Below are 26600 nucleotides of genomic sequence, written 5' to 3' on the forward strand. Positions count from 1 at the left end.
TGTCTCCAGTCGTAGTTGTAGGCTTGCCGTTTTCAGGCAGGTTCGGAAATCTCTATCAAATTGAGGTCGGGATCGCGCACATAGACCGAGCGGATTTTTTGCGTGGCGCCCGTGCGCAGCACGGGGCCTTCGATCACTGGCCAGCGCTCGCGCTCAAGGCGGGTGATCACCTCGGCAAGGGGGACGCCGGCCAGAAAACACAGGTCCAGCGCACCCGGCACCGGCAAATGGGCCTTGGGTTCGAACTCACGGCCCTTGACGTGCAGGTTGATCTTCTGGCTGCCGAATTTAAAGGCCTTGCGCTCCACGGGCGGCGTGCCGCCGGTGAAGGTTTCCAGCGCCATGCCCAGCACGCGGGTGTAGAAGTCCACGCAGGCCGCTTCGTCCGACGTGGTCAGCACCAGGTGGTCGAGATGGCTGATCATCTGGATGCCTCCCGAAGTTCCGCCACATAGGGCGGCGGCGCATGCAGGTCGCTGATGCGGCCGGCCTTGGCGACCTGGCCGGGGACTTCATGGCCGACGATGGCCGGCATTTGCCGCGCCACTTCCAGCAGCCGTGAGATGTCCATGCCGGTGTCGTAGCCCATGGCGTCCAGCATGTGGATGGCGTCCTCGCTGCTGATATTGCCGCTGGCGCCGGGCGCGTAAGGGCAGCCGCCCAGGCCGCCCAGCGAGCCGTCAAAGCGCGTGATGCCGCCTTGCACCGCGGCCAGCACATTGGCCAGGCCCATGCCGCGCGTGTTGTGAAAGTGCAGCGTCAGCTGCAGGCCGGCAAAACGCTGCAGCAGCACCTCGACCATGCGGCTGACTTGCGCCGGGTGCGCCATGCCCGTGGTGTCGCAAATCGTGAGGCCGCGCACGCGGTCTGCGCCGAAAGCGGCAAAACGCTCGCTCCAGCGCAGCACCTCTTCCTCGGCCACCTCGCCCTCCATGGGGCAGCCGAAACAACATGAGAGCGAGATATTGATGGGCGTGCGGCCGTCCACGTGGCGAATCACGTCGGACAGCGCGGCAAAACTTTTCTCGCGCGGCATGCGCAGATTGGCCAGGTTGTGGGTTTCCGAGACCGACATCACCAGGTTGAGCTCGTCGGCGCGCGACTCCAGCGCGCGTTCTGCCCCGCGCAGGTTGGGCACCAGCACGGTGTATTCCACGCCGGGCGCGCGGCGTATGCGGCCCATCACTTCCTCGGCGTCGCGCAGCATGGGAATGGCCTTGGGCGAGGTGAAAGAGGTCACCTCGATCTTGGCGTAGCCGCAGCCGCTCAGCGCGTCGACCAGCGCGACCTTGTCGTCGGTCGCGATGAAGTTGGGTTCGATCTGGAAGCCATCGCGCGTGGCAACCTCGTTAAAAAAGATGCGCTTTTTCATGTTGCGTCCTTCCCGGCCACGATGCCCTTGTCCTTGAGCGCCTGGATCTGCTCGGCAGAAAGTCCCATTTCGCGCAGCACCGCATCGGTGTCCTGTCCCACCTGCGGCGCATTGCGGCGGTGGCCGCCCGGCGTGCGCGAGAGCTTGGGCACGATGCCGGGTACGGCCAGGACGCTGCCGTCGTCCATGCGCACTTCGTCGAGCATGCCGCGCGCCTGGTAGTGCGGGTCGGCCGCGATGTCGGCCACGGTGTAGATGCGGCCCGCGGGCACCGACACCTTGTCGAGCGCCGCCAGCACCTCGTCCACCGTGAGGCCTGCCGTCCACCGGCCTATGGCAGCGTCGATTTCTTCCACGCGCGCCACACGGCCGGCGTTGTCGGCCAGCGCCGGGTCGCTGCCCAGGTCGCCCCGGCCTATGGTGGCCATGAGGCGCTTGAAAATGCTGTCGCCGTTACCGGCCACCAGCGCGTAGCCCCCGTCCTTGCAGAGGTAGGCATTGCTGGGCGCGATGCCGGGCAGGGCGCTGCCGGCCGCACCGCGCACCGCGCCGAACGCGCTGTATTCGGGCAGCAGGCTTTCCATGCAGTTGAACACCGCTTCGTAGAGGGCCACGTCGATCACCTGGCCCTTGCCGGAGCGCTGGCGCTCCTGCATGGCCAGCAGGATGCCGATCACGCCGTGCAGCGCGGCCAGCGTGTCGCCAATGCTCACGCCGACGCGCACAGGCACGCGGCCCGGTTCGGCCGTCAGGTGGCGCAGGCCGCTCATGGCCTCGGCCACCACGCCGAAGCCCGGCTTGTCGCGGTAGGGGCCGGTCTGGCCGTAGCCGCTGATGCGCAGCATGATGAGGCGCGGGTTCAGCGCCAGCAGTTCTTCAGGGCCCAGGCCCCAGCCTTCCATGGCGCCGGGGCGGAAGTTTTCGATCAGCACGTCGGCGTCAAGCGCCAGCCGGCGCACGATGTCCTGCGCCTCGGGGCTTTTGAGGTCCAGCGCCACCGAGCGCTTGTTGCGCGACTGCACCTGCCACCACACGGAAGTGCCATCCTTGAGCAAACGCCATTTGCGCAGCGGGTCGCCCGCGCCCGGGGTTTCGATCTTGATGATGTCGGCGCCGAAGTCCGCCAGTGTCTTGGCGGCAAAGGGCCCGGCGATCAGCTGGCCCAGCTCCAGTACCTTGAGGCCGGCGAGCGGGCCGGCGGCGGTGGGGGCGGGAGGGGAAGTTTCAGTGGAGGCCATGGCCGGCAGTGTGCCGCCCGGGGCCTGCCGCGTCCATTACCGCTTTGGGCCCCTGGCTTTCGCATTTTGCGAAGGCAGGGCGCCTTTCGACCTCCCAGGCCCAACAGGCGCCACCAGGAAATCCACCAGCGCCGTGATGGCCGCGTCGGGCTGGCCCGCCATGGTGGCCGCGAGCAGGCGGCGCCTGGCCCAGGCATCGGCCAGCGGCCGCCAGCCCAGCTTCATGCTTTTGATGAGGGGCAGCGTGGCACCTTTGGGCAGCACGGCCACGCCCAGGCCCGAGGCCACCATATGGCATACCGCGTCGAAGCTGCGCACCTGCATGCGCAGTTTCAGCGGCCGGTTCGCGGCCAGCGCGGCCTGCTGCTGCTTTTGCAGCATGGCGGCACCGGCCGTCAGGCTGATCCATTCCTCGTCGAGCGTGTCTGCAAAGGCCAGCGGCGCCTTGCTGCGCGCCAGCGCATGGCCGGCCGGCAGTATCAGCACCAGCTCGTCCTCGCGAAAGAGGCGCGTGTCCAGCCCCGTGGTGTCCGGCCCCTCGACAAACACCGCCGCGTCGGCCCGGCCTTCGCGCAGGGTGGCCACCACGGCCTCGGACACCTGCTCTTCGAGGTCTATGTGCACCTGCGGTTGCAGCTCGCCGTAGCGCGCGAGCAGCGGTGGCAAGAACTGGCTGATGGCGGCGCTGCTGGCGCACAGGCGTATGTGGCGCGCGATGCCGCGCCTCAGGTCGGCCAGCTCGCCGCCCAGCTGCTCCATGGTCTGCAGCAGGGTCAGGCCGTGCTTGACGAATACGCGGCCGGCCGCCGTGGGCAGCAGGCCGCGCGCGTGGCGCTCGAACAGGGCTTCGCCCAGGGCGTCCTCGAGTTCGCGTATGCGCCGGCTGGCCGCGGCCAGCGCCAGGTGCGAATCGCGCGCCGCCGCGGTCAGGCTGCCGGTCTGGGCGCAAGCCACGGCCAGGCGCACGGACACCAGGTCGAAGCGGGCGAGGTTGTAGCTCACGGGCCGCGCCCTTCGATTTTCAGGCGACCTTCTTTTTGGCGGCCGCCTTTTTTGCAGCGGGCTTTTTCGCGATCAGCGTGTCCAGGTTTTTCACGATCTCGCCTTCGATCTTGTCCTTGAACGCGCCCAGCAGGAAGCCGAGCTTGGCGTTCAGGTCGAAGCTGTCTTTGGTGACCACCAGCGTGCCGCTGACGCCCGAGCGGGTGAAGCTCACGAGGTCTTCGGTCTTGCCCTCTTCGTAGGTGCATTCCATGTCGAACTTTTCTTCGACCTGCTCGGCCCACTTGAAGGCAATTTTGCGTGCCTCGGCAAGGCCCAGGCTGTGTTCGCGCTGGATGTGGATGTCAGCCATTGATCGTCTCCGTGTTGTTGTCCGTGTTGTTCGTCTTAAGCGCCTTGCGCCGTTCTTCCTTGGGCAGGCCGGCCAGCCTTTTCACCGCATCATAAAACCGTTGCCAGTCGCGGCCCTCGCGCTCGAACAGTGTCTCGAAGCCGGGCACCAGTTCATCATAGGCGGCCTGCGCGCCGAAAGCCGCGTTGTTGGCGCGCGCCGCCCAGGGGTCGTAGCCCGCGAAACCGCCCCAGGAGGCCTTGAGTGCGGCGTAGTCCTCGCGAAAGCGCGCGAAGGCCCGGGCTTTGGAGGCCGCCTGCACGGCTTTGTCGGCATCCGTCGCCGGCTTCTGCTCGTAGATTGCGGCCAGTTCCAGCCGCGTGGCCAGCGCCAGCGCGCGGAACTGCCGGCGCCGGCCGTCAAACTGGAGGTAATCCTGGCGGGCTTTATCGTTGCCGTGGGCGGCCTCGCTGTCCAGCCAGCGCTGGCTGCCCATGCGCTCCACGGCGGTGGCGAAGGACTCGTTGAACATGGTGTCGTCTTTGGCGTAGACCACCTGGTGCGCGAGTTCATGGAAGATCAGTCGCGCGAGTTCGCCTTCCGGGTAGCCGATGAAGGTGTTGAGCAGCGGGTCGCCGCCGGCCCAGTTCATCCAGCCCAGCGTGGAATAGGCGGGCACGCCGTAGACGCTGGTTTCCAGTCCTTGCGCCTTCAGCCGGTCGGCCTCGGCGCGCGCCTCGGCCTCGCTGAAGTAGCCGCGGTAGCCCACGCAGCCCGTGACCGGGAAACACCAGGTCTTGAGCGTCAGCGAGAACTCGGGCGCGGCCACCACGTTCCAGACCACGGCGCTGCGGCGCAGGTCGGCGTAGCGCCGGTAGCTGGGGTTGTCGGGCAGCTTGAGCTCGCTCACGGCGAAGCTGCGTATGCGCTGCGACAGCGCCAGCCGGTCTTTGAGCTGCCCGGAGGCCTGCGTGTCATTGAGCCACTCGTCCACCGGCCGGGCCGCGTTGAGCATCTGCAGATGGCCGCTGACGGACTGCCAGTAGTAGCCCAGGTCGGCGCAGCCCGCCAGGCCCAGGGCCGCGGCCAGCGCCACGGCCAGGGTCCGCTTCAGCGTGCCGCGTTTCATGGGCAAGCTCAGGCGGCTTGCGCCTCGCGCTGCACCTGCACCAGGCAGTCGTAAAACACCGGGCCGCGGCCCATGTCGGTCAGTTGCTGGCTGGTGAGTTCATTGACGTTGGTGCCGTCCAGGCCCAGCTTGCGCCACCAGATGCCCAGGCCGTTGACCACGCCGGGCCGGGCCCGCGCGGAGACCTCGGCCTTGACCCGGTATTCGCCGCGCTGGTTGAACACCTTGACGATGGCGCCGGTGGTGATGCCGCGCGCAGCGGCATCGTCGGCGTGGATTTCCAGCACCGGCTCGGCCTCGATGTCGCGCAGGCTTTTGACGTTGACGAAACTGGAGTTCAGGAAGTTGCGCGCCGGCGGCGAGATCATGGCCAGCGGGAACTGCGCGGAAGAGCCCGCCGCCTCATGGTTGGGCACATGGCCGGGCAGGCCGTCGGCGCCTTCGGCCGCCAGCCGCGCGCTGAAAAACTCGCAGCGGCCCGAGGCCGTGGGGAAGCGGCCCTCGGCAAAGGGCGCGTCTGGCAGGTCCAGCGTGGCAAAACCCTTGTCCAGCAGCTGCTGGAAGTCGACCTTGTCGCCGAACACCGCGCGGCACAACTGCTCGTCGCTGTCGGAAAAACACGGATCGGTAAATCCCATGTGGGCCGCCAGCTCGCGAAAGATCTGGGTGTTGGGTTTGGCCTGGCCCAGCGGCGCGATGGCCGGGCGGTTCAGCAGCACGTCGGTGTGGCCGTAGGCGCCGTGCACATCCCAGTGCTCCAGCTGCGTGGTGGCCGGCAGGATGTAGTCGGCGTAATCGGCGGTGTCGGTCTGGAAGTGTTCGAGCACCACGGTGAACAGGTCTTCGCGCGCAAAGCCCTGCACCACCTTGCCGGACTCGGGGGCGACCGCCACCGGGTTGCTGTTGTAGACGATGAGGGCCTCGATCTTCGGGCCGAACAGCGGCGAGGCAGGCGCCAGCAGCGCATTGCCTATGGTGCTCATGTTGATGGTGCGCGGCTGCCGGCCCTTGAGCAGCTCGGGCCGCTGCAGCGCGGCCTTGTCCACCGGGAACAGGCCCGAACTGCTCAGCAGCACGCCGCCGGCGCGGTGCCGCCAGGCACCCGTGAGCGCGGGCAGGCAGGCGATGGCACGGGCCGCGTTGCCGCCGCCGTGCACGCGCTGCATGCCGTAGTTCAGGCGTATGGCGGCCGGTTGCCTGTTCACCATGCATTCACCCCAGGCGCGGGCCAGCGATCGGATCTGCTCGGCCGGCACGCCGCAGACGGCGGCGGCGCGCTCGGGGCTCCACTGCAGCGCACGTTCGCGCAGCCCGCCCTGCGGGCTTTCCCAGCCCAGGGTGTGGCGCGCGATGTAGTCGTGGTCCAGCCAGTCGTGGATGATGAGTTCGTGCATCAGCGCGAGCGCCAGCGCGGCGTCGGTGCCGGGCAGCAGCGCGATGTGCTCATGGCATTTCTCGGCGGTTTCGCTGCGGCGCGGGTCTATGCAGACGAGTTTGGCGCCGTCGCGCTTGGCCTGCTGCGCATAACGCCAGAAATGCAGGTTGCTGCCTATGGAGTTGCTGCCCCAGATGATGATGAGTTTGGATTCGGCGAAAAACTCCACCCGCATGCCGACCTTGCCGCCCAGGGTCTGCACCAGGGCTTCGCCGCCGGCCGAGGAGCAGATGGTGCGGTCCAGGAAAGATGCGCCCAGCTGGTTGAAGAAACGCCCGGCCATGCTTTCGCCCTGCACCTGGCCCATGGTGCCGGCATAGCTGTAGGGGACGATGGCCTCGGGGTCGCGCGCCGCGATGGCCTTGAGGCGCGCCGCGATGTCGGCCAGCGCGGCCTCCCAACTCACCGGCTCGAACTGCCCGCTGCCTTTGGGACCGCTGCGCTTGAGCGGGCCCAGCAGGCGCTCGGGGTGGTAGCTGCGCTCGGTGTAGCGCGAAACCTTGTTGCACAGCACACCGCCGGTATGGGGATGCGCGGGGTTGCCCTGCACGCGGGTGGCGATGCCGTTCTCCACCGTGGTCAGCAGCGAACAGGTGTCGGGGCAGTCGTGCGGGCAGGCGCCCAGCACCTGCACGGCGCCCGGCTTCAGCCGGTTGTCAGGGTTGGCCTCGGTCCTAGGGGAGATGCTGATGGTATTGCTCATGGTTCAACTTTATATTGGCTTGATCGTCGCATCCCGGGGGAGACACAGCATGACAACAACAATGAACGGAATGCCGGCATTCCGCGCCGCCGCCAGAATCACCATGGTAGCGGCCCTGGCCGGCCTGCTCGCGGCAGGGGTCAATGCCGAGGACGGCGTCAGCAAGACCGCCGTCACCCTGGGCCAGTCCCTGGCCATGACCGGGCCCGGCGCCACGCTGGCCCTGCCTTTCGCACAGGGCGCGCGGCTTTATTTCGATCGGGTCAACGCGGGCGGCGGCGTCAACGGCCGCAAGATAGAGCTCACCACGCTGGACGACATGGGCAACCCCGACACCACGGTGGCCAACACCAAGAAGCTGCTGGACCAGAAGGTGTTCTCTTTATTCGGCTACTACGGCTCGCCGCAGGTCACCGCCGTCAATCCGCTGCTCAAGGACACGGACATCCTGCTGTTCGCGCCCATGGCCGGCGCCGACGAGCTGCGCGGCTCGCTCTACCCGAATGTCTATTCGGTGCGGCCCGGCTATTCCGAAGAGGCCGCGATGATCACGCGCCACGCCGAGACCCTGGGCATGCGCAAGCTGGCCATCCTGCACGGCAAGGACCCGGAGTCGCTCGCGGCGCTGGATTCGGCCGAGCGCACCATGGGCGGCCTGGGTGCCAACCTGGTGGCCAAGTCAGCGCTTTCGGGCGGCAGCGTGGCCACCAGCGTGGACCAGGTGCTGGCCAAAAAACCGGAATCGGTGCTGGTGATCAGCGACGCCTCGGGCGCGGCCAATGCGATACGCGACCTGCGCGCCAAGGGCTTTCGCGGGCCTATCTACGGTTTTTCGAGCACCGGTGAAAGCCTGCTGGCCGAACAGCTGGGCGCGGCCGGTGCCGGCGTGGTGGTGGTGCGCGTGACGCCCAAGTCGGACAACGCCAAAAGCGTGCTGGTGCGCGAAATGCAGGCCGATGCGCTGGCGGCCAAGCTCGGCAAGTCCAATGTCTACATGCTGGAAGGCTATATCGCCGCCTGGACTTACACCGAAGCCCTGCGCAGGGCCGGCAAGGACCCGACCCGGGCCAAGCTGCGCAAGGCGCTGGACAGCCTGCAGGACCTGAACCTGGGCGGCTTTCGTGTCCACTTCGACGGCGACCGCGTGGGCTCCAAGCTGGTCGAGCTCAGCCTGATCGACGCGTTGGGGCGGGTCAGGGAATAGCGCCGGGCGGGTCCGGGAATAGGGCTATTCCCTTGGAAAGCTGGCAATTTGCTGACGGCCGGCCTTCCGTGTAAGCCCAAAGTAGTGACCTATCGCACAGGCTTTCCTACTGTTACGAATGGGGGTAACCAGGCTGTAAGTTGTGTTGCGAGAATCGAGGGATGAACCTCACTCGCAGAAAATTTTCCATCCTGGCCGGCGCCTCCACGCTGGCCGGCTTTAATGTCGCCCATGCCCAGGCCGACAAAATCATCCTGGGCCAGTCCGCCGCCTTCACCGGCCCGGCCGCGCAACTGGGCATACAGTTCCACCAGGGTGCCAAGGTCTATTTCGACCAGGTCAACGCCCAGGGCGGCATCGGCAAGCGCCTCATTGAGATCCGCAATCTCGACGACGGCTACGAGCCCGAGCGCTGCGCCGAAAACACCCGCAAGCTGATCGCCGACGACGTGTTCGCGCTGTTCGGCTACATAGGCACGCCCACCAGCATCGCCGCGCTGCCGCTGGCGACCAAGGACAAGATGCCGTTTTTCGCCCCCTTCACCGGCGCCATGGCGCTGCGCGACCCCTTCAACAAGTACGCCTTCCATGTGCGCGCTTCGTACAACGACGAAACCGGCCTCATCGTCAAACAGCTGACCGGCCTGGGCCTGAAAAAAATCGCCGTGTTCTACCAGAACGACGCCTACGGCAAGGCCGGCCTGGACGGCGTCACGCTGGCCCTGGCGGCGCAAAATCTCAAGCCGGTGGCGCTGGCGACGGTGGAGCGCAACACGGTGAATGTGGCCGGCGCGGTCAAGACCCTGGTCGCGGCCGGGCCCGACGCGGTGGTGCAGATTGGCGCCTACAAGGCCTGCGCGGCCTTTATCCGCGAGGCCCGCAAGGCCGGCTACGGCGGCACCTTTTACAACGTGTCCTTTGTCGGCACGCAGGCGCTGGCCGACGAACTCGGCAAGGACGGCGCGGGCGTGGTGGTCTCGCAGGTCATGCCCTCGCCCTACAACACGGCCCGCCTCATCGCGCGCGAGTTCGTCGATGCGGCCAAGACGGCGGGCAATGCCCAGGTCAATTTCTCCAGCATGGAGGGTTATGTGGCCGCCAAGGTCTTTGTGGACGGGCTCAAGCGCGGCGGGGCCGCAAAGGTCAGCCGCGAGTCGCTGATCGCCGGCCTGGAGGGTATGGGCAGCCAGTCACTGGGCGGTTTCTCCGTGACCTTCTCGGCGACGGATCACGTGGCCTCCAGCTTTGTGGAGCTGTCCATGCTGACGGGTGACGGCCGCGTGAGGACCTGAAGTATTTGACTCCCCGGCCCCGCAGCGGCCCGCATGAAAAACGCCTGACTCTGTCAGGCGTTTTCTTTTGGGCGCGGGCATTGTGAGCGGCTCTCATCTGGCCAGCTCTTTCAACATCCCATACAGCATGGCCGCAGCCGGCTGCAAAGGCCGGTCTTTGCGCGCAATCAGCCCCAGCAGGCGGTGGATGCCGGGCTCGACCAGCGCAACCCCCTTGAGCGTGGCATGTGTTTGCGGCAATGACAGGCCCGGCAGCGCCGCCAGCCCCAGCCCGGCTTCCACCAGCGCGAGTGCACCCGTCACGTGGTTGACTTCGTAAAAGGCGCTGGGCGGCCGGCGCAGGCTTGAAAGGACGCTGTCCAGCAGCAGCCGGTTGCCGCTTTGGCGCGACAAAGCCACCATCTTTTCATCAGCCAGCTCTTCCCAGGTGATCGATTCACGAAGCGCCCAGGGGTGGTCGCGCGGCATGACCAGCACGTAGTCTTCCTGCCGCAGGGCCTCAAAACGGATCTCGGGCTCCTGCACGCCCACGAAATTCACACCGAAGTCCGCATCGCCGGACAGCACGCTGGTCAGCACCGCATTGGCGCTCTCATCCACCACCTTGATCCGGACGCTGGGAAACCGGTCGGCAAAGCGCTTGAGCACGCCGGGCAGCAGGTGGTGTGCCACCGACGGCAGGCAGGCAACCGTCACCTGGCCGCGCCGCAAGCTGGCGTTGTCCGCCAGCCTGAGCACGGCATCTTCGAGGCCGTTGAGGGCGGCGCGCGCCTCCTCCAGGAACTGCCGCCCCACGTTGGTCAGGGACACGCGGCGGGTGGTGCGGTCCAGCAGGCGGCTGCCGAGCGTCGCCTCCAGCTTGTCGATGCGGCGGCTGAGGGCCGGCGGAGAAATGGACAGGTCTTCTGCCGCCACCCTGAAACTGGCCTTTTCGGCGACCGCCACAAAAGCCTGGAGCTCGTCCAGCCCGAAATTGATCCGTTTCATGCACTAATCGGTCAGAAAGTTGCAATGTACAAATGATTGTGCCCCATCTAGCATCGCTTTCTCTTCAATCGACGCTGCCGTTGCCCATGAAACACCTACTTCCCCGTCTTGCCGTGGCCCTTGCACTGGCCGCCACCGCACTGTCGGCAATGGCCGATACCTGGCCGTCCCGGCCCATCCGCTTCGTCGTGCCCTTCGGCCCAGGCGGCGCCAACGATCTGGTGGCCCGCGCCGTGGCGGAGGCGGCGTCGAAACAACTGGGCCAACCCATCATTGTGGAAAACAAGCCGGGCGCGGGCTCGGTGCTGGGCGCCGACTTGGTGGCCAAGGCCTTGCCCGATGGCTATACCTTCCTGACACCTGCCGGCGGCGTGATCACCAATGCGCTGATCAAGACCAAAATGCCCTACAAGGAAGAAGACCTGGTGCCCGTGGCCATGATGGCGGTCAGCCCGTCGGTCATCGTGGTGTCCGCCGACTCGCCGATCAAGGACCTCAAGGGCTTGTTAGCCGCGGCAAAAACGGGCCGCGGATTGAACTTTTCAACCGCCGGCACCGGGAGCACGCCGCACTTCGTCGCCGAGATGCTCAAGCTCAAGTCCGGCGCGAAGCTTGAGGTGATTCCCTACAAGAGCGGCTCGGAGGGCATGGTGGCCGTGATCGGCAAGCAGGTCGACGCCACCTCCGAAGCCAGCGTGGTGGTCCTGCCGCAGGTCAAGGGCGGCAAGCTGCGCGCCATCGCGTCGACCTGGAACCGCCGCATTGCGGCACTGCCGGATCTGCCGACCGCCGAAGAGCAGGGCTACCCCAATGTGTTCATCGGCCACTGGTCCGGTGTGTTTGCCCCACGCGGCACGCCGGAAGACATCCTGGAAAAAATGAATGGCGCGATCAATGCGGCGCTCAAGTCCCCGGAACTGCGCGCCCGCCTGATCCCGCAGGGCATAGACCCGGTCAACGGCAGCCGCGCCGACTTCAGCAAATTCCTGGCGGGTGAGAAGGCCAGGCTCGGCCCGATCGCCAAGGCCGCCAACATGAAGGAAGACTGAATTCCCGGGTCCACCCACGCATCCAGCTACATCACTGGCGCATGTGCCGACAAACCAACGACAGAAGGAGACCTTTGCCATGACATTCACATTCCAGCGGATACGACGCGTCGTCCTGGCCGCCTTCAGCCTCGTGCTGCTTGCCGGCCATGCCCTGGCCGCCGATATCCGGGTGATCAGTTCGGGCGGCTTCACCGCCGCCTACCAGCAATTGATACCCCTTTATGAGCAGGCCAGCCAGAACAAGGTCATCACCAGCTACGGCGCCTCCATTGGCAATGCGCCGGACTCGATTCCCAGCCGGCTGGCGCGCGGCGAGACCTTTGACATCGTGATCCTGGCCGACGCCGGGCTGGAGACGCTGGTCAAGGAGGGCAAGGTCACTCCAGGCAGCCGCGTCGATCTGGCGCGCTCCGTGATCGGCATGTCGGTGCGCAAAGGCACACCCAAGCCGGACATCAGCACGGTGGATGCCTTGCGCCAGACCTTGCTGAACGCGAAGTCGATTGCCTATTCCGCGAGCGCCAGCGGCACTTATCTGTCGACGGAGCTTTTTCAGCGCCTGGGCGTGGCCGACCAGATCAAGGACAAGGCCCGCAAGATTTTCAGTGAGCGGGTTGGGACGGTGGTGGCGCGGGGCGATGCCGAGATCGGCTTCCAGCAAGTCAGTGAATTGCTGCCCTTCAAGGAGCTGGACTTTGTGGGGCCCTTGCCCGATGAAGTCCAGCAGACCATCTTCTTTTCAGCGGGCCTCATGACGGGCGCCAGGGAACCCGAAGCGGCCCGACACCTGATCCGCTTCCTGGCTTCGCCGGCGGCCGCATTCATTGTGCGCGGCACTGGCATGGAGCCCGTTGCCGCCAAGCCTTGAGCTTGAAAGACAGGCCTAGCGCAGCTCGCGCGTGTTCACCAGGCCTTTCATGAAGTCCTGGCAGCGCGCCAGCTGTTCCAGGCTCACAAATTCGTCGGGCTGGTGCGCCTGGGTGATGCTGCCGGGCCCGCAGACCACGGTGGGAATGCCGGCGCCCTTGAAGATGCCCGCTTCGGTGCCGAAGGCCACCAGCGTGGTTTCCCGCGTGCCGGCCAGGCGCTGCGCGAGCCGGGTCACGTCGTCGCCGGCCGAGCCCAGAAAGGCCGGCACCTCACAAATCGTCTCGAAGCTGAAGCCCGCATCGGGCGCCACTTTTTGCATCGCCGGTTGGGCGCGCTGCGCATAGGCCAGAATCTCTTTTTGCATCGCATGCGCGTCTGCCGTGGGCAGGTTGCGGAATTCATAGCGGAACTCGGCGTCGCGCGGCACCACGTTGTCGGCAATGCCGCCGTGGAACTGCCCGACGCTGGCGGTGCTGAAGGGCACGTCGAAACCCTCGTAGCGCGGCTCGCTGGCCTCAAACCCCTCGGCCATGTCGCGCAGCTTGCCGACCACGCGCGCCGCCATCTCGATGGCGTTGACCGACTGCGGCGTGAGCGAGGAGTGCGCCTCTTTGCCGCGCACGCAGCATTTGTAGCGGTACACGCCCTTGTGCGCGGTGGCCGGCACCATGTTGGTCGGCTCGCCGACGATGCAGGCCAGCGGCGCGATGCCGGCGTCCTTCATGTCGGCGATCAGCTCCCTCACGCCCAGGCAGCCGACTTCCTCGTCGTAGCTCAGCGCCAGGTGCAGCGCAAAGGGCGCCTGGCTGTTCAGGAAGTCCCCGGCATGGGCCAGGGCCATGCCGATAAAGCCCTTCATGTCGCAGCTGCCGCGCCCGTAGAGCCGCCCGCCCTCGATGGCGGCCGACAGCGGATCCAGCGTCCAGTCCTGGCCGTCCCAGGGCACGGTGTCGGTATGGCCCGACAGGATGATGCCGGCCGGCTTGCCTTCGCCCAGCGTGGCGAAGAGGTTGGCCTTGGTCTTGCCGGCATTGGTGGTGATGCGGCTGGCCACGCCCAGCCGGGCCAGCTCGTCGCGCACGAAATGGATCAGTTCCAGGTTGCTGTTGTCGCTGACGGTGTTCATGCGCACCAGGGCCTGGATCAGCTCCAGGGCGCGGGGCGAGACGGCGGGCAGGGCGATGGGGGAGGAAGGGGCGAGGGTGGGGGAGGGTGCAAGAGCCATGGCCCCCATTTTGGCCGTATTCGGGAATCGGCGGCGCTCAGTTATGCTTCAAGCTCGTTCTTCCCGGGGGTGTCCCGGGGTGTTACCCCTCTTTTCCGATGCCCTCTTCCCCTTCTTTCCCGCTGGCCCTGGTCCGCCTCATGCGGCCGCACCAGTGGCTGAAAAACGTTTTTGTGTTCGCCGGCCTGGTGTTCAGCCAGAACTGGCAGGACATGGCGCTGGACTGGCGCGTTTTCCATGCTTTTGCGGCTTTTTGCTGCCTCTCCAGCATGGTTTACATCATCAACGACTGGCATGACCGCGCCAGCGACGCCCTGCACCCCACCAAACGCCACCGGCCCCTGGCCAGCGGCGCGGTGGCGGTGCCCGTGGCGCTGGTGCTGGCCGGCCTGCTGCTGGTGGCGGGCCTGCTGCTGGCGGCCGGCAACCGCACTTTGCTGGCTTTGCTGGCGGCCTATGTGCTGCTCAACCTGGCGTACTCATGGCGGCTCAAGCAGGTGCCGGTGGTCGACGTCTCCATCATCGCCTCGGGTTTCATGCTGCGCCTCCTGGCCGGCACCGTGGCCGTCGGCATTCCGCCCTCGCGCTGGCTGCTGCTGACCGGCATTTTTGTGGCCCTGTTCCTCGGTTTTGCCAAGCGCAAGGCCGAAAGCTTCCATGAAGAGGCCAGCCAGCGTGCGGTGATGGCCCACTACCCCTCGGCCCTGCTGGACACCTTCATGGCCGTGACCATGACCGCCACGCTGACCACCTACAGCCTGTTCGCCACCAGCCCCGAGGCGCAGCTGCAGCACGGCGAGCGCCTGCTCTACACCGTGCCGGTGGTGATCTTCGGCATGCTGCGCTACACCTACCAGGTGCACCGCGGCCACGGCGAAGACGTGGCGCGCGATATGCTGCGCGACCCCTGGATACTGGGGGCCGGCGCGCTCTGGCTGGCCATTTTCCTGAGCCGCTGGCTGTGAAGCCCGCGCCCGCTTCTTCCGCGCCGGTTGCGGCGGGCCTTCCCTTCAAGCGCCTGCTGCTGGTGCTGGGCGTGGTGGCCACGGCCTATGCGGCCGCGCTGCTGGTCTGGGGCGACAGCCCCAAAGCCTCGCTGGCGCTGCTCTGGTCCTGGACGGGCGCGCAGGCAGCCGGCCTGTGCCTGCTCAACTACCTGCTGCGCGGCCTGCGCTGGCGGCTCTGGATGGCGCATTACGGCCGCCATTTCGGCTGGCTGCAGGGCCTGCGCCTCTACCTGGCGGGCTATGCCTTCACCCCCACGCCCGGCAATGTCGGCGAGGCGGCGCGCGGCTTGATGCTGGCGCGCCAGCCCCTGGGCGCCGGGCAAAGCCTGGCCATCTTCGGCGCTGAACGGCTGGCCGACCTGCTGTGCCTGCTGCTGCTGTGCCTGCCGGCCGCCGGCTGGGTGCTGCGGCATCCCGCGGTGCAGGCCGCGTCCACGCTGCTCGGTGGCCTGCTGGCGGCCGCGGCGCTGGTGTTGTTGATGGTGCTGGGCCTGCTCTTCAAACACCGCGACCGGCTGTTTGAGCGCCTGCCCTGGCTGCGGGAGGCCTGGCACTGCCTGGCGCTGCGCCCCTGGCTTTGGCTGGGGCTGACCCTGGCGGCCTGGGCGGCGCAGGGTGTCGCGGTCTGGCTGGTCTGCCGCGGCATGGGCGTTCAACTGGAGCTGTTGACGGCCACGGGCTTTTACGCCGTCGCCATGGTGGCCGGCGCCCTGTCCGCGCTGCCCGCCGGCCTGGGCGGCACCGAAGCCGTGCTCACGGGCCTGCTGGTGGCGCATGGCGCGACGCCCGCGGCGGCGCTGGCCGTCACCGTGCTGGCGCGGCTGCTGACGCTGTGGCTGGCCGTGGCCATAGGCGTGCTGGCCTTGCTTTATAGTGCGGCCATCCGCAAGGAAATCAGCTTCCGCTAGCCTGCTCCCGCCTTGCCCGCGGCCGCGTTGCCGCCGGCGCCGCTCCCCTTTTTGAGCTTTCATGTCCCAGAACCACGATTCCGCCACCCCCGCCGCCTCAGCCGCCTTTCCCGTCACGCTGAGCCGCTGGCTGCTGGCCGCCGGCCTGCTCTCGTTGCTGCTGCGCTTGTGGATTTCCGTGAGCTTCCCGGTCACCGGCGACGAGGCCTTTTTCTACTGGTGGGGCGTGTACCCCGACTGGGGCTATTCGGACCACCCACCCATGGTGGGCTGGCTGATCGCGCTGATGCGCGCCACCTTGGGCGACAGCCTCTGGTCCATACGCCTGCCCATTGTGCTGCTGCCGCTGGCGCTGGGCGCGGCACTGTGGTGGGCGCTGAAGGGCGCGGACCGGGTGCGCGCCGCCTGGGCCGTGCTGTTTTTCTGGCTGGCGCCGCTGAACTGGCTCAACACCCTGATCACCACCGACACGCCGCTGATCTTCTGGTCGGTGCTGTCGGTCGCCGCGCTGATGCGCGCCGAGCGCCGCGCCCTGATGGACCGCGCCGCCTGGGGTTTGTATGCGCTGTCCGGCGTTTTCCTGGGCTGCGCCTTTTTGTCCAAGTATTTTTCGGTGGTGCTGGGCTTCAGCTACCTCGTGTACTTCGTGCTGTACCGCCGCGAGCGCCTGGCCGGTTTGGCCCTGCTGGTGTTGTGCGCCTTGCCCGGGCCGGCGATCAACATCGCCTACAACATGTCGCACGGCTGGTCCAACATCATGTTCAATGTGTACAACCGCAATGAAGATGCCAATTTTGAGTGGCGCAAGCCGCTGACCTATATCGGCATGATGGCCTACCTGGTCACGCCGGCCGCGCTGTGGATGGCGGTGCGCTACCGCCAGTCCCTGCTGGCCGCGGCGCGCTCGCAGCGCCTGCTGGCCTGCCTGGTGGTGGTGCCGCTGCTGTTCTTCGCGCTGCTGTCGGCCAAAAAAATCATCGGCCTGCACTGGGTACTGTCGTTTTACCCCTTTGGGTTTGCCTTCCTGGCCTTTGCCCTGCCGGCCGACAAGCTCAAGGCCTGCGCCAAGGGGCTGGCCGCGTTCGCCGGCCTGCATGTGCTGGTGGTGGCGGGGCTTTACATGACCACGCTGGACACCTGGCGCAGCACCAAGCTTTATCCGCAAATCATCCGCAGCTACAAGACCGCCGAAATGCTCCAGCAGGTCACGGCGCCCGGCGTGGTGCTCATGGGCGAGGCCTACACACCGGCCTCGATATTCGGTTTTGAGCGGCGCCAGTACATGCCGGTCTTCGGTGTCGGCAAGTTCCATGCGCGCCAGGACGACATGCTGGTCGATTTTTCGCTGTACCAGGGCAAGACGATTCGCATCATCCTCGCCGACAAACCGCGCCTGGAGGAGTTTGCGCCTTATTTCGCCTCGGTGCGCGTGCTCAGCTTCGAGCAAAACGGCGTGCCTTTTTACGCCCTCGAAGGCACGGGCTTTAACTACCAGGCTTATCGCGAAGGGGTGCTGGGCACGGTGTTCAAGCGCTACTTCAATATTCCCAAATGGCTGCCCATGACGGGCTGCCCTTTCTGCGAACGCTATTGCGGCCAGGTGCGATGCCCGAGCTAAGCGCCCAGGACACCGGCCCGGTTGTCGCCGCCTTTGACTTCGACGGCACGCTGACCCGGCGCGACACCTTCACGGTTTTCCTCGCGCGCGGCCTGGGCTGGCCGCGTTTTGCGTGGGCCCTGCTGCGCTGCTCGCCCTGGCTGGCCGGCTATGCGCTGCGCATCGTGCCCAACCACGTCGCCAAAGGCAAGCTCATGCAGGCCACGCTGGCGGGCCGTAGCCTTGCCGAGATCGACGGCTGGACCGCGCAATGGCTGGCAAAAGATTTCCCCGGCCAGCTGCGCGAGGATGCGATGGCACACCTGGCCCGGCACCGCGAGGCCGGCCACTGCTGCGTGATGGTCAGCGCCTCGCCCGACATCTACCTCAAGCAGGTGGCGCGGCAGCTGGGCTTTGATGCGTTGCTCTGCACCGAAATGGAAACGGCGGGCGAGGGCGAGGCCCGCCGCCTCACGGGGCGTATGCGGACGCCCAACTGCCATGGGGAGCAGAAGGTTGTCAGGCTACGGGAGTGGGCGGCCGGGCGCTTTGGCTCGGCCGGGCTGGAGGGGGTGACGCTCTATGCCTATGGGGATACGTCCGGCGACAAACCGATGCTGCGGTTGGCGCGGCATGCGTGGTATCGGGGGGAGCCTTGGAGCGGGTGAGCGGCTCCTGCTCTGGTCCTTGTGTTCTCTGCCGAGGGCGGTTGGCCGGGGGTAGCCCGGCGGCTACTCACTTTTATCGAAACCCGCAAAGCGGGTTTTCTTTTGTCCGCCAAACGGCGCGCTACGCGCGCGGGGTTTGCTCACTTCGCGCAGCGAAGTTACGCAAACACCAAAAGTAAGCAAAAGAAAAGGCGACCCTGGTGTTTGCGTCCCCTGCGCTTCGCTCCGGGGCAACCTGCGGTGCTCGGTTCAGGCGGGGTCTCGCTAAACTCGCTTCGCTCAAACAACGCGATCCCTTATCCGCCTGAACCTGCGCTCCTCGGCGCATACACAAGGGGGTGGGAGAAAAATACCAATACCGAAAACCACAAGGACACGCCATGGCGTGTCCTTGTTTGTATTTGTCTTGGGGTTTTTGTCTTCTGTCCCCGTTCCCGATTGCCCCGTCCTGGCTGGGCCGAGGAGCGCAGAGACAAGCGGATCAGGGCTGGCGTTGTCTGAGCGGAGTGAAACGCAGCGAGTTTAGCCAGACCCCGCTTGGCTCGAGCACCGCAGGTTGCCCCGCAGCGCAGCGGAGGGGACCCAGACTGCGGGTCGCCTTTTCTTTGCTTACGTTCTTTTGGCGAAGCAAAAGAAAGTAAGTCGCCCGCCGGGGCGAGACCCGGCCAGCAGGACTAAGTGGAGGAAAGAGGAGGAAGAGCGCGCCCAGCCGGAGCAAGACCCGGCTCAGTCTTCCAACTCCGCCTTCGCCATCTCCACATCAAGCCTCTCCGTCGCATCCAGCGGCTTGCTGGCCGCCGCCTGCTCATAAAGCCTGGTGGCTTCCTTCATCTTCTTGTCGCCTTCGAGCATGACCATGCCGTTGGCATATTCGATCATGCCGATGGCCGAGCCGGGGTGCAGCTTCAGGGCGTCCTTGTAGAGCGACAGGCCCACGTCCTTTTTGGCGCCGTAGGTCATGCCGCCTATCAGCGAGCCGACCTTGTCGATGACCTCGGCGTGGAAGGCGGCCAGCGCGATGTGGGCGTCGGCGTGTTTGGGCGAGAGCTTGATGGCTTGCTCCAGCGCGTTTTTCACCTTGGTGCCCAGGCCTTGCGCCAGGGCCTTGGCCACGCTGATGCCCTGGCTGTAGCGGCCCAGCGCATAAGCCTGCCAGTACCAGGCATTGGCATTTTTCGGGTCGTCCTTTTGCTGGGCTTCGGCGCGGGCGGCGACTTCCATGAAGAGGTCCAGCTTGGCCTTTTCCTTGGTTTCCAGGTAGGTGGCGTACATGCTGGCGGCCTTGTTGGCCACCGTGATGCCGTCGCCGCCGGCTTTGAGGCCCGCGTCAGACGCCTTCTGGAATTCACCGTTGTGGAACAGCACCCAGGCCTGCAGCACATCGGCGTCCTTGGGCAGGGGTTCGCAGTCGCCCAGGTGCAGGCGGGCCCAGCTCTTTTTCAGGCTGGCGGCATCGAATGCGTAGTCGCCGGCATGGGGAAAGGCAGTCCATTTGGCCATGTGTCTTGTCTCCTTGGTAAAAATTGTTGTGTTATGGATGAGGGCGGTTTGAAGGAACTCAAGCCGGGCTGCTGTAAGCGCCGACCAGGGCCTGCAGGTGCGCGCGCTGGCTTTGCTCCAGGTAGGGAATCAGCAAATTGAGCACGTGGTGCGCGCCGCGCAGCAGCGCGGCCTGGGCGTTGCCGGGCTCCAGCGCGTTGCGAGGGTCGCGCACATACTCGAAGCTGAGCCAGTAGGTGAGCACCACCACCATGCTGGTGGCCGTGGCCTCGACCTCGCGCGAATCGATGGTCATGGCGCCGGCGCGGCTCATGCCGTCGAGCAGGCCCTTGACGGCGCGCGTCTTGTTCTTGAGCACCCACTGGAAGTGGGTCTCCAGCCGGCGGTTCTTGCTGAGCAGGTCGTTGAGGTCGCGGTACAGGAAGCGGTACTGCCAGATCAGCTCGAACAGGGTGTGCATGAAGAACCAGGCGTCCTCCACGTCGCGCACGCCGTCGCTGGCATTGAGCAGCTCGCTCAGGGATTTTTCGTAACGGTCGAACAGCGAGTTGATGAGCTCGTCTTTGGCGGGATAGTGGTAGTAGAGGTTGCCGGGGCTGATGTTGAGCTCGGCGGAGATCAGCGTGGTCGACACATTGGGCTCGCCAAAGCGGTTGAAGAGGTCCAGGGTGACCTCCAGGATCCGCTCTGCTGTACGGCGCGGCGCTTTTTTCGCCATAGTTGTCTACCTTGTATTGTTCTTTAACTCTAACCCAGCGCCTGCCGGCGCGAAACTAGGGAAGTCCACAAAACCCGGGTCCGCCCATGGAGAACCTTTGGGTTACGTGGCCAGCACTGTGCGGGACGGCGATCGCAGCGCATGGCTTAAATCCTCCATCACCTCCTCCAGCGAGGCGATGGCGCGGCCCACGCGGGTGGCGGCCGGCCTGGGGGCCACCAGGTGGCGCTTGGGGTCCTCCAGCACGTCCAGGTTCAGGCTCACGCCGTGCCGCGCGAGCTTGGCCGACAGCGTGGTCTTGCGCGAGCGCAGCATCTGCCGGGTCTTCTGGTAGGCGTGCTCGGCCAGTTCGCGGCGCTGCCGGTAGCTGAAGGTATTGGCCAGGAACATCTCGGCGTCGCGGTGGTCGGGCTCCAGCAGCACGATGTCGGTGTCGGGGTAAGCGTGCTCATAGTGCTTCATGCCCAGCTCCAGCCGCGAATGGATCATGGAGCGGAAAGTCTGGCTCATGACCGCGGGCAGGCCGCCGCTGACGATGCGTGGGATGGCCTGTTTTTCGGGCGGCAGGCCTCGGCGCATGACGCGCTGGTCCATGGCCAGCCTGGGCGCGCGCGTGGAGTTGAAGGGCACCAGCGGGTTCAGGCAGAACATCAGGTCCACGCCCTCGTCCATGGCCACGCCGGCGTGCATGGTCTTCTTGAGGGCGCCGTCCACGTAGTAATGGTTGTCGATCTCCACCGGCGGGAACAGGCCGGGCAGGGCTGAGCTGGCCTGCACGGCCCTGGAAATCGGCACATGGTCCCAGCCGGGGCGGCCGAAGGGCGCGGCGTCGCCGCTGTCCAGGTTGGTCGCCACCAGCGTCAGGCGGGTGCGGAGCTGGCGAAAGTCATTGGTGCGCCCAGGCTTGGAAAACAGTTTTTCGAGCTGCGTGTCGACCTCGTCGTTGGCAAAAATGCCCGTGGGCAAGGCCGGCCCCAGCGCTTCCAGCGCATGGACGAAAGACTTGCGCCCGAAGGTGGCGCGCCAAGCGGCCGATGCGGCCAGGCCGGGCAGCGTGATGCCGCGCCGCAGGAATTCGCCGTAGGCGGGCACCATCAGCCAGGCCGGGTCGAACACCTCCGAGGCCTTGTCGTCGTTTTCGATAAAGGCCGCGCAGAGTTCGCGCGGCGTCATGCCGTTGGCCAGGCCCGCCGCGATAAAGCCGCCGGCCGAGACGCCGACGTAATGGTGCAGTTCGGTGAAGGAGATGCCCTGCAGGGATTCATCGAGGGCGCAAAGCGCGCCGATCTCGTAAATGGCCCCCAACGGGCCGCCACCCGCCAGTGCCAGTGCAATGCGCGGCCCGGTGGCGGCCCGTTTTGTCATTTTTCCCGTGTCGGCATGCTGCGTAGCCGCTAGACGACCTCCGCCGGCCAGTGCCAAGGCAATGCGCGGCTGGCTGCTGGAAGGCTTGCTTTTTGAACGCTTGGCTGAAGTCATGAGAAGAAAGTGTAGACGGCGGCCCCGGGAATATTTGCTGCTTTGCAGCAAAGCGCACAGGCGAAAAAAAAGGGACGGTATGTCCCTTTTTGGTGAAGCTCGCCGTGCTTAGGCCGACTTGCGCGCGGCCGGGCGCTTGGCGGCCGGGGCCTTTTTCGCGGCGGGTTTTGCGGCGCTCTTGGCGGCGGGGGCCTTGCCGCTGAGTTTTTGCACATTGCGGTTGAGTTCGTCAATGCGCGCGATCAGCGCGTCCACATCCTTGGCCGAAGGCACGCCGAGCTTGTTCAGGGCCTTGGCGACGCGGTCTTCGAAGATGTTTTCGAGTTTGTCCCACTGGTGGCCGGCCTTGGACTGGATGTCGGTGGCCATGGTGGCCATCTTGTTGGTGGCTTCGGAGATCTTCTCCTCGGCGACGGCCTGGGTCTTGCGCTGGATGGACAGGCCTTCCTTGACCAGGGTCTCAAAGACCTTGCCGCCTTCTTCCTGCGCCTTGGAGAATGCGCCCAGGCCGGCCAGCCAGATTTGCTGCGCGGACTCTTTGACGGCGCCCGAGAGCTGGGGGCCGGATTTTTTGTCGGCGCTCATTTTTTGCAGTTTCTTGACCATGATGGACTCCAGACGGTGAGGGTTGTGGATTGGCGCGGACAGTATGCCGCATAGACCGCAAAATATAAGCCTTCCCCGCGGCGGTGTTTAGGTACCCCGCTCTATGGAAAAGCAGGCCCCGCGCCGCTGAGCGCGGGTTTCTGCTGAATAGGGAGTCATGCGGTTTAAGCAAGAATCAGTTTTTTGATCGACAGTTCAGCGGAGAAAACACAACATGCATTATTTCGTCACGGGGGCCACAGGCTTCATCGGCAAACGCCTGGTCAAAAAACTTCTGGAACGAAAAGGCACGACCGTCCACTTCCTGATCCGCCAGGAAAGCGCCGGCAAGGTCGCGGCGCTGCGGGAGTACTGGGGCGTGGGCGCCGCGCGGGCTGTCGCCATCCATGGCGACCTGACGAGCAAGAAGCTGGGCGTCAGCAGCGAGGACATCAAGAAGCTCAAGGGCCAGGTCGGGCATTTTTACCACCTGGCCGCCGTGTATGACCTGGGCGCCGATGAGCAAAGCCAGATCGCCGTCAACATCGAAGGCACGCGCAGCGCGGTGGAGTTCGCCAAGGCCATAGACGCCGGGCACTTCCACCATGTGAGCTCCATCGCCGCGGCCGGCCTCTATGAAGGCGTGTTCCGCGAGGACATGTTCGAGGAGGCCGAGAACTACGACCATCCCTACTTCATGACCAAGCACGAGAGCGAAAAAATCGTGCGCAAGGAATGCAAGGTACCCTGGACGGTGTTTCGTCCCGCCATGGTGGTCGGCGACAGCACTACCGGCGAGATGGACAAGATAGACGGCCCCTACTATTTCTTCAAGCTGATCCAGCGCATGCGCCAGCTGCTGCCGCCCTGGATGCCGGCCGTGGGCCTGGAGGGCGGGCGCATCAACATCGTCCCCGTCGACTTCGTCGTCGACGCGCTGGACCACATCAGCCACAAGACCGGCATCGCCAAGAAGTGCTTCCACCTGGTGGACCCGGTGGGCTACCGCGTCGGCGACGTGCTGGACATCTTCAGCCGCGCGGCCCACGCGCCCAAGATGAACCTGTTCGTGAACGCCGCCCTGCTGGGCTTTATCCCGCGCGGCGTCAAGAAGAGCCTGATGGCGCTGGCGCCGGTGCGGCGCGTGCGCAATGCGGTGATGGCAGACCTGGGCCTGCCCGAGGACATGCTGACTTTCGTCAATTACCCGACGCGTTTTGACTGCCGCGAAACCATGGCCGCGCTCAAGGGCGCCGGCATTGAGTGCCCCAACCTCAAGGACTACGCCTGGCGCCTGTGGGACTACTGGGAGCGCCACCTGGACCCCGACCTGCACATAGACCGCTCGCTGCGCGGCACGGTGGGCGGCAAGGTGGTGCTGGTCACCGGCGGCTCCTCCGGCATAGGCCTGGCCGCGGCGCACAAGTTCGCCGAAGCCGGCGCGACCACCATCATCTGCGGGCGCGACCAGGACAAGCTTGACGAGGCCTGCAAGGAAGCCAAGGCCAAAGGCTACCAGTTCGTGGCCTACCCGGCCGACATCGCCGACATGGCCGACTGCGACCGCTTCCTCAAGCTGCTGATCGCCAACCACGGCGGCGTCGACTTCCTGATCAACAACGCCGGCCGCTCGATACGCCGCGCGATCGAGGCCAGCTACGACCGCTTCCACGACTACGAGCGCACCATGCAGCTCAATTACTTCGGCTGCCTGCGCGTGACCATGGGGCTGCTGCCCGGCATGGCGGCCAAGCGCAAGGGCCATGTGGTCAACATCAGCTCCATCGGCGTGCTGACCAACGCGCCGCGCTTTTCGGCCTATGTGGCCTCCAAGGCCGCGCTGGACGCCTGGACGCGCTGCGCCTCGAGCGAGTTCGCCGACGTCGGCATCAGCTTCACCACCATCAACATGCCGCTGGTGCGCACGCCCATGATCGCGCCGACCAACCTGTACAACAACGTGCCGACGCTGTCCCCGGAAGAAGCCGCCGACATGATCGCGCAGGCCTGCATCTTCAAGCCGGTGCGTGTCGCCACGCGCCTGGGCATCACCGGCCAGCTGCTGCACGCGCTGGTGCCGCGCATCGCGCAGATCGCCATGAACACCAGCTTCCGCATGTTCCCCGACTCCTCGGCCGCCAAGGGTGAGAAGGGCGCCAAACCGCAGCTGTCCGCCGAGGCCGTGGCCATGCAGCAGATGATGCGCGGCATCCACTTCTAGCCGGGGCCGCTGCGGCCGCCGGCCGCCTTTTCCGGCCTTTCCGCCCGCAGGCCGGGGGCATAATATGAGCCGATGCCGCATTGCAGCGGCACAAGGAAGGGTGAGCTCATGATTTTGGTTACGGGGGGAGCCGGTTTTATCGGCGCCAATTTTGTTCTTGACTGGCTGGCGGGCAGCGACGAGCCGGTCGTCAACCTGGACAAGCTCACTTACGCCGGCAATATGGAAACCCTGGCGCCCCTGAAGGGCGACCCGCGGCATATTTTTGTCCGGGGCGACATCGGCGACAGCACCCTGGTCGCGGACCTGCTGGCCAGGCACAAGCCGCGCGCCGTCGTGCATTTCGCGGCCGAGTCGCACGTGGACCGATCCATCTCGGACCCGGAAGCCTTCATACAGACCAACATCGTCGGCACTTTTCGCCTGCTGGAGGCCGCGCGCCGCTACTGGTCGGAGCTGCCGGCCGGCGAGAAAGCCGCCTTCCGCTTTCTGCAGGTGTCCACGGACGAGGTGTACGGCTCGCTGCAGCCGGCCGACCCCGCCTTCAGCGAGGCCAACCGCTACGAGCCGAACAGCCCTTATTCAGCCAGCAAGGCGGCGAGTGACCACCTGACCCGGGCCTACCACCACACCTACGGCCTGCCGGTGCTCACCACCAATTGCTCCAACAATTACGGCCCCTACCATTTCCCCGAAAAACTGATCCCGCTGATGATCGTCAACGCCCTGGCCGGCAAGCCCCTGCCGGTTTACGGCGACGGCCAGCAGGTGCGCGACTGGCTGTACGTCAAGGACCACTGCAGCGGCATACGCTGCGTGCTCGAAGCCGGCAAACCCGGCGAGACCTACAACATAGGCGGCAACAACGAGAAGCCGAATATCGACATCGTCCACGCGGTGTGCGCCCTGCTCGACGAGTTGCGCCCGCGCGCCGGCGGCAGCTACCGCGAACAGGTCGCCTTCATCAAGGACAGGCCCGGCCATGACCGCCGCTACGCGATCGATGCCAGCAAGATGATGCGGGAGCTGGGCTGGAAGCCCGCCGAGACCTTTGAAACCGGCATCCGCAAGACCGTGCAGTGGTACCTGGACAACCCCGAGTGGGTCACGCATGTGCAAAGCGGCGCCTACCGCGATTGGGTCGAGGCCCAGTACGCGGCCGCGGCCTGAGCGCGCGCATGAAGATACTGCTTTTCGGCAAGAACGGCCAGGTCGGCTGGGAATTGCAGCGCAGCCTGGCGCCGCTCGGTGAGCTGGTCGCGCTGGACCGCCACAGCACGGATTTCTGCGGCGACCTCGCCAGGCTGGACGGCATACGCGAGACGGTGCGCCAGGTCCGGCCTGATGCCATCGTCAATGCCGCCGCCTACACCGCCGTCGACAAGGCCGAAAGCGATAACGCCACCGCGCATGTGATCAATGCCGAAGCCCCGGGTGTGCTGGCCGAGGCTGCCAGCGCAGCCGGCGCATGGCTGCTGCATTACTCGACCGACTATGTATTCGACGGCAGCGGCAGCAAACCCTGGGAAGAGGGCGACCCGACCGGCCCGCTCAGCGTCTACGGCCGCACCAAGCTCGAAGGCGAGCAGCGCATCGCGGCCCGGTGTGCCCAGCACCTGGTTCTGCGCACCAGCTGGGTTTATGCGGCGCGGGGCGGCAACTTCGCCAAAACCATGCTGCGCCTGGCTGCGGAGCGCGATCGCCTGACGGTCGTGAGCGACCAGTTCGGCGCGCCCACTGGGGCCGACCTGCTGGCCGACGTCACGGCCCACATGCTGCGCGGTGCGCTGGCCGGCCCCGCCACAGGATTTGCCGGCACCTACCACGTGGCGGCCGCGGGCGAGACGTCATGGCACGGTTATGCGCGTTTTGTCCTCGAATGCGCCGCGAAAGGCGGCAAGGCGCTCAGGGCGTCACCCGATGCCGTGGACCCTGTCCCCACATCGGCTTTCCCGACGCCGGCCGTACGCCCGCATAATTCGCGTTTGAACACCAGCAAACTCCGCGGTGCCTTTGGCCTGCGGCTTCCCGCATGGCAGCAAGGCGTGGCCCGCATGCTGGCGGAAATTACCTGATT

Annotated in this window: 24 protein-coding genes; 11 read left to right on the forward strand and 13 right to left on the reverse strand. The window is 66.0% G+C overall.

Annotated features, from left to right (window positions below):
• Positions 1 to 32 precede the first annotated feature (32 nt).
• The 7 genes from AC1D09_RS01435 to AC1D09_RS01465 are packed head-to-tail and all read right to left on the reverse strand — an operon-like array spanning position 33 to position 7210.
• The gene (locus tag AC1D09_RS01435; protein ID WP_477664461.1) at positions 33 to 425 is read right to left on the reverse strand and encodes a VOC family protein; all 393 of its coding nucleotides are present in this window, start codon (positions 423 to 425) and stop codon (positions 33 to 35) included.
• Positions 422 to 1372, reverse strand: a complete 951-nt coding sequence (locus tag AC1D09_RS01440; RefSeq protein ID WP_477664462.1) for a hydroxymethylglutaryl-CoA lyase — start codon at positions 1370 to 1372, stop codon at positions 422 to 424. Before AC1D09_RS01440 ends, AC1D09_RS01435 begins: the two co-directional genes overlap by 4 nt.
• On the reverse strand, positions 1369 to 2610 hold the full coding sequence (locus AC1D09_RS01445) for a CaiB/BaiF CoA transferase family protein (RefSeq protein WP_477664463.1): 1242 nt from the start codon (positions 2608 to 2610) through the stop codon (positions 1369 to 1371). The genes AC1D09_RS01440 and AC1D09_RS01445 overlap by 4 nt, the downstream gene beginning before the upstream one ends.
• 36 nt (positions 2611 to 2646) lie before the next feature.
• Complete coding sequence (locus AC1D09_RS01450; RefSeq protein WP_477664464.1) at positions 2647 to 3612, reverse strand: LysR family transcriptional regulator; 966 nt, start codon at positions 3610 to 3612, stop codon at positions 2647 to 2649.
• 19 nt (positions 3613 to 3631) lie between these two features.
• Positions 3632 to 3964, reverse strand: a complete 333-nt coding sequence (locus AC1D09_RS01455; RefSeq protein WP_477664465.1) for a polyhydroxyalkanoic acid system family protein — start codon at positions 3962 to 3964, stop codon at positions 3632 to 3634.
• Entirely contained in the window at positions 3957 to 5072 is a 1116-nt protein-coding gene (locus tag AC1D09_RS01460; protein WP_477664466.1) for an aminopeptidase, read from the reverse strand. Before AC1D09_RS01460 ends, AC1D09_RS01455 begins: the two co-directional genes overlap by 8 nt.
• Positions 5073 to 5080: 8 nt before the next feature.
• Complete coding sequence (locus AC1D09_RS01465) at positions 5081 to 7210, reverse strand: molybdopterin-containing oxidoreductase family protein (protein ID WP_477664467.1); 2130 nt, start codon at positions 7208 to 7210, stop codon at positions 5081 to 5083.
• 49 nt (positions 7211 to 7259) lie between these two features.
• Here AC1D09_RS01465 and AC1D09_RS01470 point away from each other — a divergent pair, with 49 nt between their 5' ends.
• Positions 7260 to 8414 carry an ABC transporter substrate-binding protein gene (locus tag AC1D09_RS01470; RefSeq protein ID WP_477664468.1) on the forward strand — a complete coding sequence of 385 codons (1155 nt, stop codon included), beginning with the start codon at positions 7260 to 7262 and terminating at the stop codon, positions 8412 to 8414.
• Positions 8415 to 8575: 161 nt separating this feature from the next.
• Positions 8576 to 9706, forward strand: a complete 1131-nt coding sequence (locus tag AC1D09_RS01475) for an ABC transporter substrate-binding protein (RefSeq protein WP_477664469.1) — start codon at positions 8576 to 8578, stop codon at positions 9704 to 9706.
• A gap of 93 nt (positions 9707 to 9799) precedes the next feature.
• On the opposite strand, the gene AC1D09_RS01480 is transcribed toward AC1D09_RS01475, so the two are convergent.
• Positions 9800 to 10693 (reverse strand): LysR family transcriptional regulator, encoded by an 894-nt coding sequence (locus tag AC1D09_RS01480; protein ID WP_477664470.1) that lies wholly within the window; start codon positions 10691 to 10693, stop codon positions 9800 to 9802.
• A gap of 86 nt (positions 10694 to 10779) precedes the next feature.
• Here AC1D09_RS01480 and AC1D09_RS01485 point away from each other — a divergent pair, with 86 nt between their 5' ends.
• Both AC1D09_RS01485 and AC1D09_RS01490 read left to right on the forward strand, forming a co-directional pair.
• A complete protein-coding gene (locus tag AC1D09_RS01485; RefSeq protein ID WP_477664471.1) occupies positions 10780 to 11742 on the forward strand; it encodes a tripartite tricarboxylate transporter substrate binding protein in 963 nt (320 codons plus the stop codon).
• Between the two features lie 79 nt (positions 11743 to 11821).
• A complete protein-coding gene (locus tag AC1D09_RS01490; protein ID WP_477664472.1) occupies positions 11822 to 12613 on the forward strand; it encodes a substrate-binding domain-containing protein in 792 nt (263 codons plus the stop codon).
• Between the two features lie 15 nt (positions 12614 to 12628).
• Here AC1D09_RS01490 and argE read toward each other — a convergent pair whose 3' ends face one another.
• The gene (gene argE / locus AC1D09_RS01495; protein WP_477664473.1) at positions 12629 to 13840 is read right to left on the reverse strand and encodes an acetylornithine deacetylase; all 1212 of its coding nucleotides are present in this window, start codon (positions 13838 to 13840) and stop codon (positions 12629 to 12631) included.
• 98 nt (positions 13841 to 13938) lie between these two features.
• Here argE and AC1D09_RS01500 point away from each other — a divergent pair, with 98 nt between their 5' ends.
• The 4 genes from AC1D09_RS01500 (at position 13939) to AC1D09_RS01515 (ending at position 18020) form a co-directional block, all read left to right on the forward strand.
• A complete protein-coding gene (locus tag AC1D09_RS01500) occupies positions 13939 to 14805 on the forward strand; it encodes a decaprenyl-phosphate phosphoribosyltransferase (RefSeq protein WP_477664474.1) in 867 nt (288 codons plus the stop codon).
• Positions 14802 to 15755 carry a lysylphosphatidylglycerol synthase transmembrane domain-containing protein gene (locus tag AC1D09_RS01505; RefSeq protein WP_477664475.1) on the forward strand — a complete coding sequence of 318 codons (954 nt, stop codon included), beginning with the start codon at positions 14802 to 14804 and terminating at the stop codon, positions 15753 to 15755. The genes AC1D09_RS01500 and AC1D09_RS01505 overlap by 4 nt, the downstream gene beginning before the upstream one ends.
• A 61-nt stretch (positions 15756 to 15816) precedes the next feature.
• The gene (locus AC1D09_RS01510; RefSeq protein ID WP_477664476.1) at positions 15817 to 17373 is read left to right on the forward strand and encodes an ArnT family glycosyltransferase; all 1557 of its coding nucleotides are present in this window, start codon (positions 15817 to 15819) and stop codon (positions 17371 to 17373) included.
• On the forward strand, positions 17361 to 18020 hold the full coding sequence (locus AC1D09_RS01515) for an HAD family hydrolase (RefSeq protein ID WP_477664477.1): 660 nt from the start codon (positions 17361 to 17363) through the stop codon (positions 18018 to 18020). Before AC1D09_RS01510 ends, AC1D09_RS01515 begins: the two co-directional genes overlap by 13 nt.
• 726 nt (positions 18021 to 18746) lie before the next feature.
• On the opposite strand, the gene AC1D09_RS01520 is transcribed toward AC1D09_RS01515, so the two are convergent.
• From AC1D09_RS01520 to AC1D09_RS01535, 4 genes are all read right to left on the reverse strand, one after another.
• Complete coding sequence (locus AC1D09_RS01520) at positions 18747 to 19520, reverse strand: tetratricopeptide repeat protein (protein ID WP_413328987.1); 774 nt, start codon at positions 19518 to 19520, stop codon at positions 18747 to 18749.
• A 58-nt stretch (positions 19521 to 19578) separates the two neighbouring features.
• A complete protein-coding gene (locus AC1D09_RS01525; RefSeq protein WP_477663642.1) occupies positions 19579 to 20238 on the reverse strand; it encodes a TetR/AcrR family transcriptional regulator in 660 nt (219 codons plus the stop codon).
• A gap of 102 nt (positions 20239 to 20340) precedes the next feature.
• On the reverse strand, positions 20341 to 21603 hold the full coding sequence (locus AC1D09_RS01530) for a patatin-like phospholipase family protein (protein ID WP_477663641.1): 1263 nt from the start codon (positions 21601 to 21603) through the stop codon (positions 20341 to 20343).
• Between the two features lie 222 nt (positions 21604 to 21825).
• A complete protein-coding gene (locus AC1D09_RS01535) occupies positions 21826 to 22323 on the reverse strand; it encodes a phasin family protein (RefSeq protein ID WP_074575938.1) in 498 nt (165 codons plus the stop codon).
• A 214-nt stretch (positions 22324 to 22537) separates the two neighbouring features.
• Here AC1D09_RS01535 and AC1D09_RS01540 point away from each other — a divergent pair, with 214 nt between their 5' ends.
• The 3 genes from AC1D09_RS01540 (at position 22538) to rfbD (ending at position 26598) form a co-directional block, all read left to right on the forward strand.
• Complete coding sequence (locus AC1D09_RS01540) at positions 22538 to 24523, forward strand: SDR family oxidoreductase (RefSeq protein WP_477663640.1); 1986 nt, start codon at positions 22538 to 22540, stop codon at positions 24521 to 24523.
• A 108-nt stretch (positions 24524 to 24631) separates the two neighbouring features.
• A complete protein-coding gene (gene rfbB / locus AC1D09_RS01545; RefSeq protein WP_477663639.1) occupies positions 24632 to 25693 on the forward strand; it encodes a dTDP-glucose 4,6-dehydratase in 1062 nt (353 codons plus the stop codon).
• 8 nt (positions 25694 to 25701) lie between these two features.
• Positions 25702 to 26598, forward strand: a complete 897-nt coding sequence (gene rfbD, locus AC1D09_RS01550) for a dTDP-4-dehydrorhamnose reductase (RefSeq protein WP_477663638.1) — start codon at positions 25702 to 25704, stop codon at positions 26596 to 26598.
• The last annotated feature ends 2 nt before the right edge of the window (positions 26599 to 26600 follow it).

The sequence above is a fragment of the Polaromonas sp. P1_A2 genome, from assembly GCF_056406895.1.